General features: G+C 39.4%; 16 protein-coding genes. 4 read left to right on the forward strand and 12 right to left on the reverse strand.

Annotated elements, in window-relative coordinates:
• Positions 1–13: 13 nt before the first annotated feature.
• The 5 genes from BIV60_RS25350 to BIV60_RS25370 form a co-directional block, all read right to left on the reverse strand.
• Entirely contained in the window at positions 14–814 is an 801-nt protein-coding gene (locus BIV60_RS25350) for an HpcH/HpaI aldolase family protein (RefSeq protein WP_071358481.1), read from the reverse strand.
• Complete coding sequence (locus tag BIV60_RS30765; RefSeq protein WP_071358482.1) at positions 811–2,844, reverse strand: dipeptide ABC transporter ATP-binding protein; 2,034 nt, start codon at positions 2,842–2,844, stop codon at positions 811–813. Before BIV60_RS30765 ends, BIV60_RS25350 begins: the two co-directional genes overlap by 4 nt.
• Before the next feature lie 23 nt (positions 2,845–2,867).
• Positions 2,868–3,767, reverse strand: a complete 900-nt coding sequence (locus tag BIV60_RS25360; protein ID WP_083402460.1) for an ABC transporter permease — start codon at positions 3,765–3,767, stop codon at positions 2,868–2,870.
• A 12-nt stretch (positions 3,768–3,779) separates the two neighbouring features.
• On the reverse strand, positions 3,780–4,724 hold the full coding sequence (locus tag BIV60_RS25365) for an ABC transporter permease (protein ID WP_071358483.1): 945 nt from the start codon (positions 4,722–4,724) through the stop codon (positions 3,780–3,782).
• A 64-nt stretch (positions 4,725–4,788) separates the two neighbouring features.
• Positions 4,789–6,387: an ABC transporter substrate-binding protein gene (locus BIV60_RS25370; RefSeq protein WP_071358484.1), complete on the reverse strand. Its 1,599-nt coding sequence runs from the start codon at positions 6,385–6,387 to the stop codon at positions 4,789–4,791.
• A gap of 297 nt (positions 6,388–6,684) precedes the next feature.
• Here BIV60_RS25370 and BIV60_RS25375 point away from each other — a divergent pair, with 297 nt between their 5' ends.
• Positions 6,685–7,290, forward strand: coding sequence for a TetR/AcrR family transcriptional regulator (locus BIV60_RS25375; RefSeq protein WP_071358485.1), 606 nt, complete (start codon positions 6,685–6,687; stop codon positions 7,288–7,290).
• Positions 7,291–7,400: 110 nt separating this feature from the next.
• Here the strand turns inward: BIV60_RS25375 and BIV60_RS25380 are convergent, their stop codons facing one another.
• The 5 genes from BIV60_RS25380 to BIV60_RS25400 form a co-directional block, all read right to left on the reverse strand.
• Positions 7,401–8,516: a M20 metallopeptidase family protein gene (locus BIV60_RS25380; RefSeq protein ID WP_071358486.1), complete on the reverse strand. Its 1,116-nt coding sequence runs from the start codon at positions 8,514–8,516 to the stop codon at positions 7,401–7,403.
• A 105-nt stretch (positions 8,517–8,621) separates the two neighbouring features.
• Complete coding sequence (locus BIV60_RS25385) at positions 8,622–10,082, reverse strand: amino acid permease (protein ID WP_071358487.1); 1,461 nt, start codon at positions 10,080–10,082, stop codon at positions 8,622–8,624.
• A 491-nt stretch (positions 10,083–10,573) separates the two neighbouring features.
• Positions 10,574–12,049: a sodium:solute symporter family protein gene (locus tag BIV60_RS25390; protein ID WP_071358488.1), complete on the reverse strand. Its 1,476-nt coding sequence runs from the start codon at positions 12,047–12,049 to the stop codon at positions 10,574–10,576.
• A complete protein-coding gene (locus BIV60_RS25395) occupies positions 12,046–12,243 on the reverse strand; it encodes a DUF3311 domain-containing protein (protein WP_071358489.1) in 198 nt (65 codons plus the stop codon). Before BIV60_RS25395 ends, BIV60_RS25390 begins: the two co-directional genes overlap by 4 nt.
• 1 nt (position 12,244) lies before the next feature.
• The gene (locus tag BIV60_RS25400) at positions 12,245–13,420 is read right to left on the reverse strand and encodes an aminotransferase A (RefSeq protein ID WP_071358490.1); all 1,176 of its coding nucleotides are present in this window, start codon (positions 13,418–13,420) and stop codon (positions 12,245–12,247) included.
• A 292-nt stretch (positions 13,421–13,712) separates the two neighbouring features.
• Between BIV60_RS25400 and BIV60_RS25405 the strand changes: the two genes are divergently transcribed.
• Positions 13,713–15,131, forward strand: coding sequence for a sigma-54 interaction domain-containing protein (locus tag BIV60_RS25405; protein ID WP_177177400.1), 1,419 nt, complete (start codon positions 13,713–13,715; stop codon positions 15,129–15,131).
• A 144-nt stretch (positions 15,132–15,275) separates the two neighbouring features.
• On the opposite strand, the gene BIV60_RS25410 is transcribed toward BIV60_RS25405, so the two are convergent.
• The gene (locus tag BIV60_RS25410) at positions 15,276–15,662 is read right to left on the reverse strand and encodes an aminotransferase class I/II-fold pyridoxal phosphate-dependent enzyme (RefSeq protein WP_256218548.1); all 387 of its coding nucleotides are present in this window, start codon (positions 15,660–15,662) and stop codon (positions 15,276–15,278) included.
• A gap of 346 nt (positions 15,663–16,008) precedes the next feature.
• Between BIV60_RS25410 and BIV60_RS25415 the strand changes: the two genes are divergently transcribed.
• Positions 16,009–17,352, forward strand: a complete 1,344-nt coding sequence (locus BIV60_RS25415; RefSeq protein WP_071358492.1) for an amino acid permease — start codon at positions 16,009–16,011, stop codon at positions 17,350–17,352.
• Positions 17,353–17,519: 167 nt separating this feature from the next.
• On the opposite strand, the gene BIV60_RS25420 is transcribed toward BIV60_RS25415, so the two are convergent.
• Positions 17,520–18,152: a LysE family transporter gene (locus BIV60_RS25420; RefSeq protein ID WP_071358493.1), complete on the reverse strand. Its 633-nt coding sequence runs from the start codon at positions 18,150–18,152 to the stop codon at positions 17,520–17,522.
• Positions 18,153–18,300: 148 nt separating this feature from the next.
• On the opposite strand from BIV60_RS25420, the gene BIV60_RS25425 reads away from it, so the two are divergent.
• Positions 18,301–18,672 carry a hypothetical protein gene (locus BIV60_RS25425; RefSeq protein ID WP_371261593.1) on the forward strand — a complete coding sequence of 124 codons (372 nt, stop codon included), beginning with the start codon at positions 18,301–18,303 and terminating at the stop codon, positions 18,670–18,672.
• Positions 18,673–18,986 lie beyond the last annotated feature (314 nt).

The following is an 18,986-nucleotide window of genomic DNA, read 5'->3' on the forward strand; positions in this document are numbered from 1 at the left end:
TTCTATTTTCCTGTTAAACGTCTAATGTTACCTTCAAACCGTCTAAGATTTTTCCGTAGCCAGTGGCCATAATCATCCGGTCCGTACTAAAATGAATAAACCTGGCTCCGCGCTTTTTCCAGGACATCGCAATTTCGTATGGTGTCGGGGCACATTCTCCTTCCTGCACCTCGGAAAATAAAGCGAGATCGACACCCTTTTTAACGGCAAGGTCGATGACGCGGTCCAAGGCTTTCACAACTTCCGGATGGGTTGTGTCCCCCTCGTATCCCATAGCCATCGATAAATCGTAAGGACCAGGCATAATGCCGGTGATACCGGAATCGAGTATGTCTTCAATATTTTCGAGCGCCTCTTCATTTTCGATTATTACCCAGATTAAGAGGTTGTTGTCACTCCACTCGCGGTATTCCTTATTGCTTTTAAAACCATCCATCGCCCGGATGCTTGGACTGAATCCTCGTTTTCCGGCAGGTCCGTATTTCGCGGACTGCACAATCCTTCTTGCTTCTTCCCCTGTCCGGACACTGGATATCAGTACCCCGGCTGCGCCGGCATCCAAGATTTTCGTAATGCCGGAATGCTCACTAGATGGAAGTCGGACGAGTGCAGCAGTGCCGCCAGCCGTCGCGGCACGGATCATTTCAACCGTACCTTCAAAAGCGAAAGTGCTGTGCTCTCCATCAAGTAGGACAAAATCGAACCCGGCGTGGCCGGCAAATTCTGCTACATCCGGACTGTTAAAGGAAATAAAGGTTCCAACCGCAAATCCTCTTGTTTGTAATGCTTGATCGATTCTCTTCGTATGGCTCATACTTCAACTTCCTTTCCAACTTTAATACAGGCGACACTATGCCCCTCATCGGTTTCAACAAGCGGTGGCTCAACTTCGCTGCATTCCTTGGTTGCCATAGGGCAGCGGTTAAAGAAAGCACAGCCCTTTGGCCGGTTCATAACGCTTGGGATTTCCCCTTCTAACATCACATGTTCCCGGTTTTCTTCAACAAATGGATCCGGTATTGGCACTGCCGCAAGCAATCCTTTTGTATAAGGATGGAGCGGGTTCTCATATAATGACTTCCAATCTGCCACCTCGACAATCTTTCCTAGATACATCACCACTACCCGGTCGCTGATATGGCGGACAACGGACAGATCGTGAGCGACAAATAGGTAGGTAAGACCAAGCTTTTTCTGTAAATCTTCTAATAGATTAATAATTTGCGCCTGAATCGACACATCGAGTGCGGAAATGGCCTCGTCGCAAACGATAAACGAAGGGTTACTCGCCAACGCCCGGGCAATTCCGATCCGCTGCCTTTGCCCGCCGCTGAATTCGTGGGGAACTCTGTTTTTCCACGCGGGATTCAGACCTACAAGTTCGAACAATTCATCAACACGTTTCTCATATTCCTCTTTTGTGTTCGTTAATTTATGAATGATCAATGGCTCGCCGACAATGCTGCCCGCCGTTTGCCGGGGATCGAGTGAACTAAACGGATCCTGGAACACAAGGGAGATGTTTCGGCGGATTGGACGCAGTTTGTTCTTTGGCATTTTGGCAATATTTTGTCCGTCAAAAATTACTTCACCTGAAGTCGGTTCGTACATCCGTAAAATACTACGGATAATCGTTGTTTTCCCGCAGCCGCTTTCCCCAACTAATCCAAGGGTTTCACCTTTTTTAATCGAAAAGCTGACATCGTCCACGGCCTTCACATCAGCCACTTTCCGCTTAAAGACACCTTTCATGACTGGAAAATACATTTTAAGGTTTTTAACCTCTAATAGGGTTTCGTTCATTTTCTTTTGTTCAACTGGAGCGTCCATCAAAGTGACACTGCCTGTGGCCACTTCTAATAATGATTTGTTCGTCACGTCTTCATGGCAGGCTGCATAATGGTTTCCGCCATGAGATTGAAGCCTTGGCGCTGGTTTCTTTGAACAGGCCGCCGTCCGATGCGGACATCTTGGCAAAAAGGCACAAATATCCTGTTTGTTAATAAGAGATGGAGGAATTCCGTCAATCGGAATCAACTGCCGTCCCTTTGGATCATCTAATCTTGGGATGGCGTTCAATAGTGAAATGGTATATGGATGCTTTGGACTTGAGAAAATCTCCTTTGTGGTGCCCGATTCGACGATTTCACCTGCATACATGACATAAATACGGTCTGCATAACGGGCTACGATCCCTAAATTATGGGTGACCATTACAACAGAGGTCTTTGTTTTTTTCACAATATCTTTTAGCATTTCAAGGATCTGCGCCTGTGTGGTTACATCAAGCGCTGTCGTTGCTTCATCAGCAATGAGGATTTTCGGATTGCAGGCCATCGCCATCGCAATGCACACCCGCTGCCGCATGCCGCCGCTGAATTGGTGTGGGTAATAGTCAATCCTTGCTTCCGCATCAGGAATCCCCACGCTTTTCAAAAGTTCTATCGCATGTTTGCGGGCATCCTTCTTATTCATTTTGAGATGAAGGATAATGGTTTCGATAATTTGGTACCCAATCGTTAATACGGGATTAAGTGATGTCATCGGTTCCTGGAACACCACGCCGATATCCCCGCCGCGCACCTGTCGCAGCTCCTCACCGCTTAATTGAAGCAAATTCTTTCCATTAAATAAGACTTCGCCACCGACAATTTTACCAGGGGGTGTTGGGATCAGCTGTATCCCGGAATACTGTGTCACGGATTTCCCACTGCCGCTCTCGCCGACGACCGCAACGATTTCTCCTTCATCCACGTAATAGGAAACGCCATCAACTGCTTTTACGACATTGCGGTCGACTGTGAATTGTGTTTGTAAATTTTTAACCTCAAGCAAATGGCTCATTTATGTACACCTCCCATTGTTTCTTACAAGCTTCCTTTCAAGCGCGGATCAAGTGCATCCCTTAATGCATCTCCGACAATATTAAAGGCCACCACTACCAGTACGACTGCCATACCAGGGGCAAAGGAAAGGATTGGATTGGATAATAAATATTTATAGCCGTCATTAATCATCGAACCCCAAGCAGCTTTCGGCGGTACAATTCCAAGTCCTAAAAAGCTAAGTCCCGCTTCAGACAAAATGGCTACACCAAAATTTAAGGTGATCAAAACAATGAGCGGTGAAATACAGTTTGGCAGTACATGCTTGATCATATTTCTTATGTTCGTCGAGCCCATGAGCTCCTGCGCCACAATATAATCTGATTCCCTGATCGCTAGTGCCTGACCCCGCATTAACCGAGCGTAAGTCGGTACAAGTGACAGACCTAACGTAATGATGACGTTCTTTAAACCGCCGCCAAAGGCTGCCACGAAAACCACTGCCAATATAATAGGGGGAATCGCCATAAGGGCGTCCATTCCTCTCATAATAATGGCATCTATTAACCCGCCAACATAGCCGGAAAATAATCCAAGGATGATCCCAATTACACTTGCAATGGCAACGGATACAATACCGACAAGCAGTGCTGCCTGGCTGCCGTAAATAATCCGGCTCAAGACATCCCGTCCAATCAGGTCTGTTCCCAATGGATGGGCTAGTGATGGGTTTGCAAGGATCTGCGTATAGTCTTGTTTATATGGATCATAGGGGGCAAGCAACGGGGCAAATATGCCGCAAATAATCATAATGAAGATAATGGCCAAACTCACTATAACCGTTTTTCGAGCAAGAAATACACGAAGGAAGCGCTTTCCTTTACTTGTCTTTTTTACCTCCTGTTCAACAACGTTTTTAGCAGCAATGATTTCAGTTGTCATCTTTGTCCCTCCTTATTTAATCCGTATCCGCGGGTCTGCATAGCCATAGGAAATATCAATCAATAGATTGGTAAGGGCAACAATAATGGCAATGACGAGCACGCAGCCCTGAACGACAACAAAGTCTTGATTAAAGACACTCTGAACGACAAGCCGTCCCATACCCGGAATATTGAAGACCTGCTCAACAAATATGGTGCTTCCGACGACGTTCCGCACCTGCAGTCCAATTAATGTGATAACAGGAATAATGGCGTTTTTCAGTGTATGTCTGATAATAATTACATTTTCCTTTAATCCTTTGGAACGAGCTGTACGGGTAAAATCCTGCATAATGACTTCAAGCATCGCCGACCTGGTCTGGCGGGCAAAGGAAGCTAGCGCCGCAAAGGCAAGGCAGATAACAGGCATAATGACCTGCTGTATACTCAACCAGAAATCTTCAAATGGGGAGGTATATCCTTGAACCGGAAACCATCCCAGTTTTAAGCTGAAGAAATAAATACATAATACAGCGAGCCAGAAGGCAGGTACCGCCATTCCAAAGTTTGAGACGACGGAAATGAGGGAATCAATTTTTCCTCCCCTTCTAATGGCCGCAATAATCCCGGCCGGCACCCCGATCATGATGGCTAATACCATTGAAAGAATACTGATATAAATGGTTTTTGGTAAGTGTTCGCCAATAATCTTCGTGACATCTTCCTTAATGGCAATCGACTTGCCCAGATCCCCTTGAACGGCATGTTCAACCCATGTAAAATATTGAACTGGCAGCGAGCGGTTCAGCCCTAATTCCTCGCGGATTTGTTCTACTTGTTCTTTTGAGGCTTCAGGTCCGAGCAAAGTCCGTGCAGGATCTCCCGGCAAAACCTGCAGAATGGAAAATACAATGAGGGTCACCATAAACAAAACAATGACGGTCTGCAATAACCTGCGGATAATAAACGCAATCATGACAATTCTCCTTTTCAGTTAGATAAGAGGGGAAGATGAATCATCATCCCCTCAAGCTTTTTTATTATTTTGAAAGCCATGTCTTTTCTGGAGAATACACATTGCCATATGTTTCATTAAATCCGCTGTCTTGAATATTCGGATACAGGACAATTGGCATAGTCGTAATCGCTAATGGGAAGAACATATGGTTTTCCTCGAAGACAGCCTTCTGTAATTCAAGGTTTGCCTGCTGCTTTGTTTCCGGATCGGTTGCAGCTTTACCCCTTTTAATGAGCGCTTCCACTTTTTCCGGATGGTCAATGTTTACGTATAATTTGGCTTTTTTGCTTAAGTAACGTTCCATGTAAAGCGGCAGGTCTGGGGAGGTAATGACGTCAAAGTACATCAGCCCGTCCCACTTCGTGCCAATCAGTTCATACATTCTAGCAGTATCAACGTTTACAACTTCCGCATCAATTCCAACTTCCTTTAAATAGCTCTGATATACAGGCGGAAGTGATTCATGCTCAAGGCCTGGCCAAGACATGAGCTTCGTTTTGAAGCCGTTTGGATATCCTGCTTCAGCCAGCAATTTCTTCGCTTTTTCAGGATTATATTCGAATTTTTTTACATCCTTATTGTAAGAAGTACCTGTCATTGGCCCCCACTGGTCTGTTACTTCATAGCCGCCTTTAAGGACTTTTTCAACAATAGTTTTCGCATCAATGGCATAAGCTAAAGCTTCTCTGACCTTTGGATTGGCCCATGGAGAATTCGGATTTCCGCTATTTGGGATAAGCCCATTTTCTCTGTTGCCAAGGCCTGTTGTTAGTGTGACGACTTTGTATTGATCGTTCTTTTCTAATTCTAGAACTCTATCAACCGGTAAATAAAATGATGCATCCACTTCTCTTTTCTGGAAGGCAGCGGTGGCCGTCATCGCATCTGGAATGATTTTGTATTCGACCCCGTCAAGATATGGAAGACCCTTTTGCCAGTAATTCTCATTTTTCTTGTATTTAATGGAGACGCCGCGTTGCCAGCTGACAAACGTGAATGCACCAGTGCCCACTGGATGGCTAGCTGCCCAGTCTTTTCCGTTCTTTTCATAAGCAGTCGGCGAAATCATTTGAATCCAGAAACAGAGCGCGTTGTTCAAGCTGCTGTTCCATTCCGTCAGGTTCACGCGTACGGTAGAATCATCTACTACGTCAATCGACTTAATCCCATCTACTTCACCGCGTTTAGCTTTTTGGAATAATTCAATATTCCATTTCACAGCCTTTGCGTTAAAATCGGTGCCGTCGTGGAATTTAATGTTCTTTTTCAAATAATAGGTAATGGTTTTTGCCTGCGGGTCGGTTTCCCACTTTTCCGCTAAAAGCGGCTGCATTTCACCTTTATCATTAAATTTTCCTAAAGTTTCAAGAACAGGAGCCATCATGTGCAAGAATCCGCTTCCAACCTGCTCTGGCGGATTTCCTATATTTGCTGGTTCTATAGGGGAGGAAATTTTTAATACGCCGCCATACTGTGGCTTCCCTGGATCTTCCTGCTTTTGCGGGGATGCATGAGAATTTGAGGTAGTGGATTTTGATCCCGAACAGCCGGAAAGTATTACAGCAATTATCAAACCAATCATGACATTAAGATATAAAAGCTTTGATTTCCTTTTGAACATAAAAAGAACCCTCCTTTAAAATCTCTTAATCTAATTTAGAAAAACATAAGTACTTTTCCCTGTTTCCCTCCTTAGTGATTGATAAAACCAAAGACATACTTTATCATTTAGATACCAGAGTATGTAATTGATGTTTTTAATCTTACTATAGCTTTTTAAATTTTTCAATAATTTAAAAAATAAAAATTTTAATACAATTTAACTAATTCTGTTAGGTTTCATTTTGTGTTATGATTTTCGTGTGGATTACACATTTCGAGGAAAAAATTGTATTTTTAGTTAAGGAGCGATGTCAAAATGGCTCGAAAAAGTAGAGAAGAAGCAAAAAAAACGCGCAACAGACTGAACCAGATCAGTTTGGAACTCTTTCTCAAGAAAGGCTATCAAAATACGACAATTGACGACATTTGCAAAAAAGCCGGTGTCACCAAAGGGGCTTTTTATAATCATTTTAAAAATAAAGGAGAAATCATCCTTAGTTCCTGGTTTGATCTTGATGAGGAAGTGATCACTAGAGTATCATCACAAACCTATCAAACTAATAAAGAAGAATTGATCGCCCTTTGCGAAGAAATGTACAATTATGTAAATGAAAGCCGCAGAGAATGGACGAAGGCCATCTATACCTTGCAAATCAATGACGAACAGCCTTCCTACATGATTTCGCAGGAACGGCGAATGTTTAACCATTTTAAAGGGATTATTCAAAAAGGACAGGAGCAAAATGAATTTCGCCGGGATATGGATGCCGGATTTATCTCCCATATGATTCTCATTTATACCCGGGGCATTATCTTCGACTGGCTGCTCCATTCTGCAGATAAATTAGGCCCCGAACATATGGGGCTGCTTGTTCCGTTTTTTGATACTTTTAATCCGAAACTGGAATGTGTGAAAAATTAAGCAGGAACAAGCGCCTCAGTTCTCAAAGGGTCCATTTTCAAAGTTTCAAAGGCTCTCGATCTTTTAGTTGAGAGCCTTTTTTTATGCTTGAAAATGGCTTCAGGTGTCTTTTATAACTCGGCAAGTCCTTTGAACAATTCCACTCCTGTTTCGATCAGATCGTCTCGGAAGTCATACTCGTAGCTGTGCAGGTTCGGATAGTCTTCTCCGTTTCCAATATAACAGTAAGAACCTTTTGTGAGTTTCGTATAATGACCAAAATCTTCTGAAGCACGGATCGCTTCCGTTAGCTCAGCCATTGGTATGCCTCTTTCTTTGCATACCCGACGAATCTTGTCAGAGCTCTCCTTATGGTTTGATGTTTCTGGGAATTCATCCTGATATTCAAAGCTCACCTTCAGTCCATATTTTTCTGCTTCAACCTTTGCAGCCTTTTCCAGATTGTCCTGAAGTTTGTCCATCTCTTCTTCGTAAAGTGCACGAATCGTCATTCTTAATACCCCCTTGCTTGCATTAACACCAAATGCTTTTGCACCAATGTCTACTTGAACGACCGTGCATAGAACGATCCCCTTATTGATTGCAGGATCAATGAATCCAGGAATGACATCAATTACCCTTGCAAGTGCGAATGCCGGATTTATGCCTTTTTCCGGTTCGCTGGCGTGAGAAGGAACACCTTCCATATAGATGGACATGCCCTTAGATGCAAATTGGGCTGTTCCATCAATTACATGGACAGTATTGTGTTTAACACCGCTCCAATTATGCCAGCCAAAGATTTCATCGATATTGTTTTCCTTGATAAAAACAGAGCACTCGGCAGCGCCATTACCTGTTTCCTCTGCGTGCTGGAACAGGAAGAAGACGTTATTGTCACACCCCCTCTGATCGATTTCCAAAGCGAAACCGCAAAGGGTTGCTGAATGTCCATCATGTCCACATTTGTGAGAAACTCCAGGGAACTTAGAACCATATGGAAGATTGATAGTTTCCTCTATTGGAAGAGCATCGAAGTCTGCACGGAAAGCTATGTTTCTTCTTCCAACTTTGGAGCGATAGATCGCATAGAACCAATGGCCCCTGTCTACGATTTCCAGCTGTGTATGCCTTTTAAGAAAATCAATCAAATATTGTTTTGTCCAAAACTCCTGATTCGAAAGTTCGGGGTGCTGATGTAATTCATGTCGTAATTGTATAGCCAATTCTAGATTTTTATTGTCCAATTTAATTCTGTCTCCTCTTATTAAATGCAAATACCCTTCTTTCCATATGGATTACCAGGGATATTGCACAAATCAATTTTAATGTCTTCGAATCAATAAAACTCTTTATTTTATTTCTGTTTCATTGATGTGCGCCTTTATGAACGGCTCATAGCTTGGGTCGTGTAGCTTCCCTTTTTTATTCAAGTAAGTACCAATTATGAAGTACAATACTAGCATCGGTACTCCAATATAGAATGAAAATCTTGTATCAGGGCTGTAGGCGGTGTAAATGGCAATTCCTACTAAAACCAATAAGCAGATGATCGTTGGAATCGGATAAGTTCCCATTTTGAACTTTAGCTTGTCCACAGAACCTCCGTGTGCCACCAGCCATTTTCTGAACTTATAGTGGGAGAGAAAACTACCGAACCAGCCAAGCAGAGTATTAAAGCCAGCGATGGAAGTTAGCCAAACGAACACTTTATCCGGTGAAACGAAGTTGGTGATCAAAGAAATCTGGCCAAGGAATAAAGTGAGGATAACCGCATTCGTTGGAATACCACGTTTGTTCACTTTTCCCAATGCTTTCGGTGCTTTTCCCTCTTTTGATAAAGCAATTAACGTTCTGCTAAGTAAATATACGATGGAGTTTGCAGCAGAAGCCAAAGATGTAAGAATGACGATATTCATGATTGCAGCCGCACCTGGTATACCTGCCATTCCAAATAAGCCTGCATAACCATTACTCAAAACGCTTACATTTTTGTAAGGAACAACCAATCCCATAACTGTTATGGAACCAACATAAAAAATTAATATCCGGAGGAAAATCGTATTGATTGCTTTAGGCACATTCTTCTGAGGGTTTTCTGTTTCTCCTGCCGCTGATACAACCGTTTCAACCCCCAAATAAGACCAGATTACCCCAGTCATCATTAATATTACCGCTGTGAATCCGTTCGGAAACATGGACTTGCTGGTCAAGTTGGATAATCCAATAAATCCTTGATGTCCAATCACTCCGAAGATCATTAGAACCCCGATAATTAAGAAAATGATAATGGCGAAGACCTTTATTCCTGCAAACCAGTATTCAGCTTCTCCGTATGATTTTACATTGATCATGTTTAAGACCAGAATCAATAATGAAATCGCGATACAGAATAAAACCGGCGGAATGCTCGGGAAGAATTGATGTAAAATCATTCCCCCTCCAACAATTTCAGCCCCAAGACCTAGAAACCCGTTAATGTATAAATTCCATCCTACCATGAAACCTAAAACAGGATGAACAAACAGACCCGAATAAGTAGTATAAGCACCAGGAGTCGGCATGAAGGTGGACATTTCGCCAAGACCTTTCATTAAAAAATAAACTAAAATTCCAATAACTAAATAAGCAATAGGACCACCAAGAGCTCCTGCCTTCGAAACTACATTTCCCGAAGCAAGGAATAGCCCTGTTCCAATTGTTCCACCGATGGACATCATGGTTATATGTCTACGTTTCAGCCCGCGTTGTAACTCATTACCTTGATCGCCAGATTGTTTTTTGGGCTCCCAATTATTTTTAACTGCATGCATAAAATTCCCCCTCAATTTCTTTCATTCTTTTGCGACTTGTTTTCTAATTCCTACTAGGAAGCTATTTCCTCTTCCGATACAGTCTTGCTATTTTCATAGTACAAATAACAAAACAAAACATATTATTCTTTAACATCAGAATTTCAGTATTTGTATACATAAACCTCATTATGGTCCCTATGATCATGGGCCATAATAATATTGCACGAAACTTCACTCGCCTCTACCTATTGAGAAGCCCAAGGTAGTTCGATGAATTCATCCATTGGAAGTGCATCAAAACCTGCATGAAAAGCAATATTTAGCTTATATGATCCTGCTCGATATATGGTATAGAACCAATTCTCTTTATCTACAAGTTCTAGTTTTGTATTCGCTTCCAAAATCTCCATTAAATATTGTTTTTTCTAAACCTCTTCGTTAGGGAGTTCAGGCAGGTGATGCAATTCGTGTCGTAGTTTTTTGCCAATTCATAATTTTGAATTTCCATTTTATATAATCTCACTTTCTAAACTTTTCATTTCCGTTGTTTTTTGAGTTACGAGACTGACTACTACCGTCACGATAGCGTTAATGATTAACATATATAAACCATTATTAATATCTAAAACAAATGAAGGTAAGTTCGGGAATAATGTTGCCACAGTTGTACCTGTCGCTGCGGAGATTAATGCTAATGATACACCCATGACAATACCACTGATTGCACCTTGCTTCGTAACAAACTTTTTCTTCTGTAAACTAAAAATAAGAGCTGGGAATAGCTGCATAATAAAGTTATAGCTAATTAATTGCAGGAATACGATGGCACCGTGTGAATTCAATGATGAGTATAAACTAATAATTGCTGCAACGATTGCGAATAGACGTGCAATATTCATTTGCTTACGAACGGAAGTATTTGGTTTCAACGGCATATAAATATTAGAAGTGATCATTGAACCAATTGTAATAAGCGCGACAGAACACGGTACTAAAGATGCCAGTAATCCCGCTGCTCCGATGAATCCTACAAACCATGGATCAAATGTTTTAAATACTAACTTAATTAATGCCAAATCACTATCCGCTCCTGATAGAGTTGGAATCGCTAAGATCGCTGTTAATCCGACAAGACAGGCAAATAGCTGCATCAATGAATACAACGGCATTAAAATAGTATTTTTACGAAGGGCTTTGTCATTTTTCGCTGCATAAGTCGATAAAAATGAATTCGGCCAAAGATATAACCCTAAACACATTAATGTGACAGTAGAGACATACCATACAAGACTTAGACCTTTATCTGGAAATAGTAATACTTGAGGCTTCACCGCAGCAACTTCTTTAACCATTGATCCAACTCCATCATAGTAATGGAACGGAAAGTAAAGGCCTAAAAATAGAAGCACACCAAACATAAGAATATCCTTAATCAAGGCGACACGAGAAGATCCATGAAGTCCCGAAATTAATGTATAAATTAGGACAATAATACTTCCAAACCAAATGGCTGCTATAGAAGATATTGCCCCATAAGATGCGACAGACACAATCAGCCCCATCCCTTTTAATGCCATTACGATTGTTGGAATAATGGCAATAGCTCCTACGATTGTAATCAGCTTCCCTAAAAACGGACTATTATATTTTTTCTCAAAAAAGCCACCTTGTGAAATGAGATTATGCTCTTTACTATAACGTCTAATTTTTGGTAATAGAAAATAGCCAATAATACAAGCAATCGAGATATATGACATGATATAAAGCGTCGCAATCCCACTATTATAGGCTAGTCCTACTAACCCAGTTAGAGAGAAGGCGGTAAAAAACTCCCCAGCTAATAAGAAGAAAGTAATGATAGCACCCATGCCTCGTCCACCTAATGCCCACTCTTCCAATTTGCCATTTTTGCCTTTACCTGCTTTTATCGCCGTATACATGCAAAGGATCACAACAGCTATCATAATCATTATTGAAATATTCATTCTGACACCTCCTCATCATGTTGATCAAACTTATACAAAATAAATATAATTAAAGAACTTAAAATAACCCACAATACGATCCAAAACATTGTAAAAGGCATTCCTAATATATAAGGCTCAATTCGATTCACTAAAGGTACACCAATAAGGAAAGCCACAACCGGAATAAACGCCAGAAAATAGAATGGTTTCAAATTAAACAACCTCCTCCACCTTTAATAAAGCTTGTACAAACCGTTTCATACGGTTCATGCCCTCTGCCAGATTCTCCATTGAACATGCATATGCAATACGGATGTATCCTTCGCCATATTCAGAAAAACCATAGCCAGGAATGACAGCCACTTTTGCCTCATCCACAAGTTGATGGATAAATTCATTCGAACTTAAACCTGTCTTTTCGATTGAAACAAATAAATAAAACGCACCATCTGGTTTAATTGCTTCTAAGCCCATGTCTGTAATACGTTGATAAGTATAGTTCCGTCGTTTTTCATATTGCTGACGCATTTCTTCGACTTCTGTTAAATCGTGTTCTAATGCCTCAATGGCAGCATATTGACTGACTGAACTTGCACATACACAGTTATAGGCATGAACTTTAAACATTTCGTCTGTTATATAAGCAGGTGCTAATGTGTAGCCAATTCTCCACCCTGTCATGGCATGAGACTTTGATAATCCATTGATGACGATGCATTGCTCTTTCATTTCTGGGAATGAAGCGATTGAAATATGTTTCAATCCATAAGTTAGTTCACTGTATATCTCATCTGAAATAATAAAGATATCTTTCCCTCTTAACAGGTTTGCAATTTCTTCTAATTCCTGCGCGTTTAAAATAGTACCTGTAGGGTTTGATGGATATGGTAAAACCACACATTTTGATTTTTCTGTTAAATTTTCTTCAATTAATTTTGCAGAGATTTTACAATTATTTTTACGGGTATCCACAAACACAGGTGTTGCGTAGCACATTCGAATAAGTGGTTCATAACCTGGATAGATTGGTGCTGGTAAAATAACTTCATCACCTGGCTCTAAAATCGTACGAAAGGCAATATCCAGTGCTTCACTTGCGCCCATTGTAATTAAAATTTCATCTTCTGGGCGATAATTTAGCTGGTAACGTCTTTTTACAAAGTCAGACGCTGCTTGTCTAAGTTCAAGTACACCTGAGTTATGTGTATAACCAGTTTTACGTTCATCAATTGCACGTTTCCCTGCTTCTAAAATGGAATCCGGTGTTATAAAATCCGGTTGTCCAATTGTAAAGTTAATAATGAACGGATCACTTGCCACTTTGTTACCGATTTCACGGATGGCAGAAATTTTGATGTCTTTTACAGTTTTACTTAGTAAATGATCCATGATGCTATCCCCCTTATATTCGAGTACACTTTATCAAAATGCAAGAAGCATGCCAATTTTAAAACACTGATAAATCAGTACTTTCAAAAATCTCCACATTGAATTTATGACGCAATTCCAACTCGTTGATTCTAAATAGATTCAATCTATGTCGAAAAATGGATAAATAGGCCTTATTATATGATATATTTTCTTATATAAGGTTCAAAATGAGTCGGATTAGAATCAAAGAAGTACTGAAAGTTTAAAACCTTTCTGGCATGTGGAAATATTTATGAATGGGGGAAACACTTTGATAGCAAAGGTCTTACCACAATTGGATGGGCAATTACTTTTAAAGATTCTTAATACATTAAAAGATCCTATTTGGATTAACGATAAAAATGGGAATGTGTTGTGGGTGAATCAAGCCGCAGCTGAAACTTTTTCAATTGGTGAACTGGTTGGCCATAACGTTTTTGAAATGGAAAAACAAGGTATATTTTCACCTTCTATCTCAAGGCTTGTCATCGAACAGAAACGCTTTATAAGTACCGCCCAGATCACTCAAGATCATGGACGTTTGCTTGTTTCTGGTGACTATATTCCTGACGAGAACGGGGATATTCAATACATCGTTACACATGCAAGACAATTATCCCAAGCGATCACTCAATCGAGTGAATTAGAAAAAGTTGAATCTATTTTACAACTATATAAACAACAAATTCGTGAACTAATCTTGCAAAAAAATGAGCAGGATCAAGATTTCCATGTCGGAAAAAGTAAAGCTGCTCAATCCATTTCTGTATGGTCTCAAAAGATTGCTGATATCGATACAACAATTCTATTAACTGGAGAAACAGGGGTTGGGAAAACAGCCTTTGCCCATCGAATTCATCAATTGAGTAGTCGTAATGATAAATCATTTATTCATTTAGACTGCGGTGCAATTCCAGAATCTCTTATTGAATCTGAATTATTTGGGTACAAAAAAGGGGCATTTACAGGGGCCAATGCGAATGGAAAACTCGGTTTAATTGCAGCGGCTGATCAGGGGACTTTGTTTTTAGACGAAATCGGAGAATTTCCACTTCATCTACAATCAAAGCTTCTCCAATTTTTACAAAACAAAACCTATCGGATGATTGGGGATAATCAAGTACAACAAGCGGATGTGCGAATTATTGCAGCCACCAATGTAAATCTAATGGAACGGGTCAAAGAAGGAACATTTCGTAAGGATTTATTTTATCGTTTAAACATTCTTCCTATGAAAATTCCTCCTTTACGCGAAAGAAAAGAAGATATTATTCCACTGTTAAATTTTTATTTAGGTAAATTTAACAAAAAGTATGGCCGCCAGCATACATTATCGAAAAACTTAATGGATGCCTTATACAATTACAGCTGGGAAGGAAATATTCGTGAACTTGAAAATTTAATGGAACGATTAGTGATTACATCTAATGGACCAAAAATTGATTTAGATGATTTACCAAGTGATTTCCCCCTTCAGCAGTCTCAGCAAATGCTCCTTCAAAACGTAGAAGAAGTGAGTTTACCCATCTATTTAGAACAGATTGAAAAAAGTATTTTAATTAATACCTATAACGAAACGAATAGCACTTGGAAAACAGCCAAAAAACTCGGTGTATCCCAATCTTATATCATTCGCCGCTTTAAAAAATTCAATTTAAGAATAAGTGAGAAGGTATTAGTGGAGGAGTAGTTTTTGGGAAACGCAGCACAGGTAAAATAATAAAAGCGCAAATGTCCAATCCAAAAATCGCGGATACCCTCCCAATATGCATTAGAAATAAAAAAATCCCCCTCGAGAAGCATTTCACAAGCTGACCGAGGGTAAAAATTTATACTATGGTGTAAGAAATGCTCCATTAGCTTTGAAGAGTCCAACACAAAATTCTTCAGAAGAATAGGAAAAATCATATTTTAATAGCGCTGTTGTACCTGCGCGTGGCTTTACATAGGAAAACGAAGGTTCCTCTTGTATCCAAGCATCCAAGATTACGCGATTGTCTTTAATGATTTTACGATTTCTTTTCAAAATTTTATCGTAATTTTTTAAAGCGTGTACTGCAAGAACATCGTCTACCAATCCACAGCTAATTGTTGTATAATCACGGTGTTTAATACATTCTGCTATTACATGACTTGGTCCTATCCAACCAAGACGAAGTCCCGCTAAAGAAAAAACCTTTGACATATTAGAGGTACTAATACCTTTTTCATATAAGTCCACAATGGATGGTACAGCAAGTTCATCTTCTTGTTATAAATTGCGTCAAAATAGCTTATTCAAACCGTGTTGTGTATCTTTCAGCCAGTGTCAGTGAAATCTTAACTGAGGCTTAATTAAAAAACTAACTTAATGTTTGAGTCCAATCACACAAAAAAGTGCTAGAAATTATTTTTCTAGTACTTTTTTTGAAGAATTCCGGTTATCAGACAAACCTTTTTTTCAATGAATCGTCTTAACCTCTTAGGCTCATAATAATTTGAGTGAAAGTATGCTTCAAACCAGATACATAAACCGGTCTCTAACAAGCTTATGAACAAGGGGTAACTTATTTATTAGGAGGCAACACATGGATTTTTTTATCCCAAGTGGTAAGGGAAAAAGCAGTAAAGAAGGAAGTTTAAAATGGTGGCAATTGTCTTTAATCGGGATAGGCTGTACGATTGGAACTGGGTTCTTTCTTGGATCTTCTATTGGTATTAAAGTAACTGGTCCATCAATTGTCCTTTCTTTTCTTTTAGCAGCCTTAGGTACTTATTTTGTATACGATTTATTAGCAAAGATGACGGCTGAAGACCCTCAAGATGGGTCTTTCTGCTACTATGCAAACAAAGCCTATGGCCGTTGGGCTGGATTTAGCTGTGGCTGGAATTATTGGTGCTCGAACATTCTGATTATGGGGAGCCAGCTCACTGCCCTATCAATCCTAACAAGGTTTTGGTTTTCGAGTGTACCACTTTGGCTGTTTGCAGCTGGTTATGCGATTCTCTCAATTATTGTCGTTTTAATGGGCAATAAGGGCTTCGACAAGGTTGAAAATGTACTAGCCGTCATCAAAACAGCTGCTATTGTCATGTTTATTATTATCGCAGCTGCTGCAGTGATTGGCTGGATCCATGGGGATGTTAAACATCCCGGTTTCCCTCATTCTGCAAAAGAGCTATTTCCTGAGGGATACAAAGGTTTTTGGTCCTCTCTAATCTATGCATTTTACGCATATGGAGGGATTGAAGTAATTGGACTAATGGCCATGAGACTAAAAAAGAAAGATGATGCACCTAAAGCCGGGATTGTCATGTTGATAGTTTTGGTAGTAATATATGTTATTTCCATAGGGCTGGCAGTCTATATGGCTGCACATGGGAGCTTTACCGAAAAGGAAAGTCCGTTTGTAACAGCACTAGATAAATATCATTTTTCCTTTTTTTCCCATGTATTTAATGCAGCCATTATTTTAGCCGGATTTTCAACCATGACAGCTTCATTATTTGGGGTAACGACACTTCTAGTTACACTTGCTGATAGCGGAGATGCTCCAGCTTTTTTTTCTAAGAAGCTGAAAAAATTGAAGCAACTTCCGTTACCGTCCTTAGGACTTGCCACATTAGGACTAATCGCATCAATAATCACAGCCTTACTGTTACCCGGTAAGATTTATGAATATATTACAACAGCTGCTGGTATCCTAATACTATTCAATTGGTTTTTCATCATTATTTCCGCTCTCCGTATTTTAAAAATAAATATTTTGGGAAAATTGGTAGCCTGTATTGGATTAGTCCTAATTCTTGCTGCAGTGAGCGGGACATTAATGGAAAAAAGTATTCGTATGGGGTTTTTTGTTAGTTTATTGTTCGTAGCCTTAATTGGCCTTATTGCATTTATTTTGCAAAAAAAGGTTTGGAATAAGTAAAACTATTTGGATAATCAGTACAATTTAATGTCTAGACGATGCAAAATGAACATAGGCCTGGTATAACTGATTTAATTTCTCAATAGGAGCCCTTTTCAGGCCTCTTATTTTACTTTTTTTTTACGTACATTGTGTGGTTTTCGGTAGAAAGATATGATGAAAAATATTTAACTCCAAAGGGCATAAAATCCCTGAACCCCAAAATATACGCCAAACATAATTAACGATACCCCAGAAATAATTGAGATGACTATTAGACTTTTAATATTTAGGAATTTTCGGAAACCAGAAGTAAGGGCTGCTAATAAAATGTCCCAAATAGTCAGACCGAGAAAAATCATACTGCTATAAATTAATAGAGATTCGGTTCCATTTGAAAGGGCTGTTTTTGCTAAAACTGATCCATAAATACCTAACCAAAATAAAATTGACAAAGGACTTGTAATCGACATGATAAATCCTATTAGAAAGCACTTAAGTAATGAATCCCTTTCTCTTATATATGTCAGGGTAATAGTATTAGCATTTTTAATACTTTCAAATCCTGAGTAAATAAGAACAAATCCTCCAAATAACCAAAGGAAAATTTGAACGATAGGAACCCCAAGAAATTGAACAAGTCCTAAATATACCATGAGCATAAAGATTCCATCTGCCATCATGGAACCAACTCCAACAATCCAAGCATGCCAAAAGCCATTTTTTATTCCTTTATCTATTCTTGCGGAATTGACGGGGCCGATGGGTGCTGCTAATGTAAACCCCAAAATTATGTAACTTACTAAGGTACTTATACTCAAAAAACCACTCCAATACTAAAAAATAATGACCTGTACATATTATGAGGAAAGGCCAGTTTCAATTATTAAAATATTTAAAAAGTGGAACCCTTATTAGATTGAAATTGGATTCCAATCTTTGAATTTATTACTATCTAATGGAGAACATATGGATAAAATAAAGTATTTTAGGGGTGTAAAAATGTCCATTTTGGTTTATCAAACCTTTGTTATAAAACAGGATAAATTTAAAGAAGCAATAGAGAATTTACAGGAAATAAAAAAATTTAGAAATGAGAATTACGATCATAAAGTAAAGATATTGACCCCAATTTCAGGTGAGGATTATACCTATTCATTACTTTCTACATATGAAGGATTGGCTGAGATGGAGCTACAAAACAAAAAAATGTTTGAGGACGAGGAATATATAAAATTTATAGAAGAGTTTTTTTTAGAAAATATAGCTCAAGGCAGTATGTATACTCAGATTTACCGGACAATGAGCGAGAAGAAAAGTAATAAAAAGGACGAAAAATAGTCATGATTAGATTAAACAAAGAAAAAGGTTGGCTAATCCCCCCCTCCATTGCATCCAAATAAACATGGCGATTGTTAGAGCTAAACAGAAAAAAAACAATATTTACGGATGATAATGGAAACAAAGAGGGGAAATCCCTTAAAAAGTAATAATTTAATAATTTTTTAATTAACGTATAGTGTTCCAAGCTGCCAAAATCTCGGCGGCTTTTTTTGATCAATTTATATTTCTTTCCTAACAAGAAAAGAAAATTTCATAAGATCGTATATTCTTACCCATATCAATAAGTTTTCGAACGTGCCCAATTGTTGAAG

It is taken from the genome of Bacillus sp. MUM 116, assembly GCF_001866655.1.
Classification (GTDB): Bacteria; Bacillota; Bacilli; order Bacillales; family Cytobacillaceae; genus Neobacillus.

Bases quoted from the DNA above. Each gene is read 5' to 3' on its own strand.
- BIV60_RS25350 (WP_071358481.1), bottom strand. From the start codon at position 814: ATGAGCCATACGAAGAGAATCGATCAAGCATTACAAACAAGAGGATTT.
- BIV60_RS30765 (WP_071358482.1), bottom strand. From the start codon at position 2,844: ATGAGCCATTTGCTTGAGGTTAAAAATTTACAAACACAATTCACAGTC.
- BIV60_RS25360 (WP_083402460.1), bottom strand. From the start codon at position 3,767: ATGACAACTGAAATCATTGCTGCTAAAAACGTTGTTGAACAGGAGGTA.
- BIV60_RS25365 (WP_071358483.1), bottom strand. From the start codon at position 4,724: ATGATTGCGTTTATTATCCGCAGGTTATTGCAGACCGTCATTGTTTTG.
- BIV60_RS25370 (WP_071358484.1), bottom strand. From the start codon at position 6,387: ATGTTCAAAAGGAAATCAAAGCTTTTATATCTTAATGTCATGATTGGT.
- BIV60_RS25375 (WP_071358485.1), top strand. From the start codon at position 6,685: ATGGCTCGAAAAAGTAGAGAAGAAGCAAAAAAAACGCGCAACAGACTG.
- BIV60_RS25385 (WP_071358487.1), bottom strand. From the start codon at position 10,082: ATGCATGCAGTTAAAAATAATTGGGAGCCCAAAAAACAATCTGGCGAT.
- BIV60_RS25390 (WP_071358488.1), bottom strand. From the start codon at position 12,049: ATGAATATTTCAATAATGATTATGATAGCTGTTGTGATCCTTTGCATG.
- BIV60_RS25400 (WP_071358490.1), bottom strand. From the start codon at position 13,420: ATGGATCATTTACTAAGTAAAACTGTAAAAGACATCAAAATTTCTGCC.
- BIV60_RS25415 (WP_071358492.1), top strand. From the start codon at position 16,009: ATGGATTTTTTTATCCCAAGTGGTAAGGGAAAAAGCAGTAAAGAAGGA.
- BIV60_RS25425 (WP_371261593.1), top strand. From the start codon at position 18,301: ATGGATAAAATAAAGTATTTTAGGGGTGTAAAAATGTCCATTTTGGTT.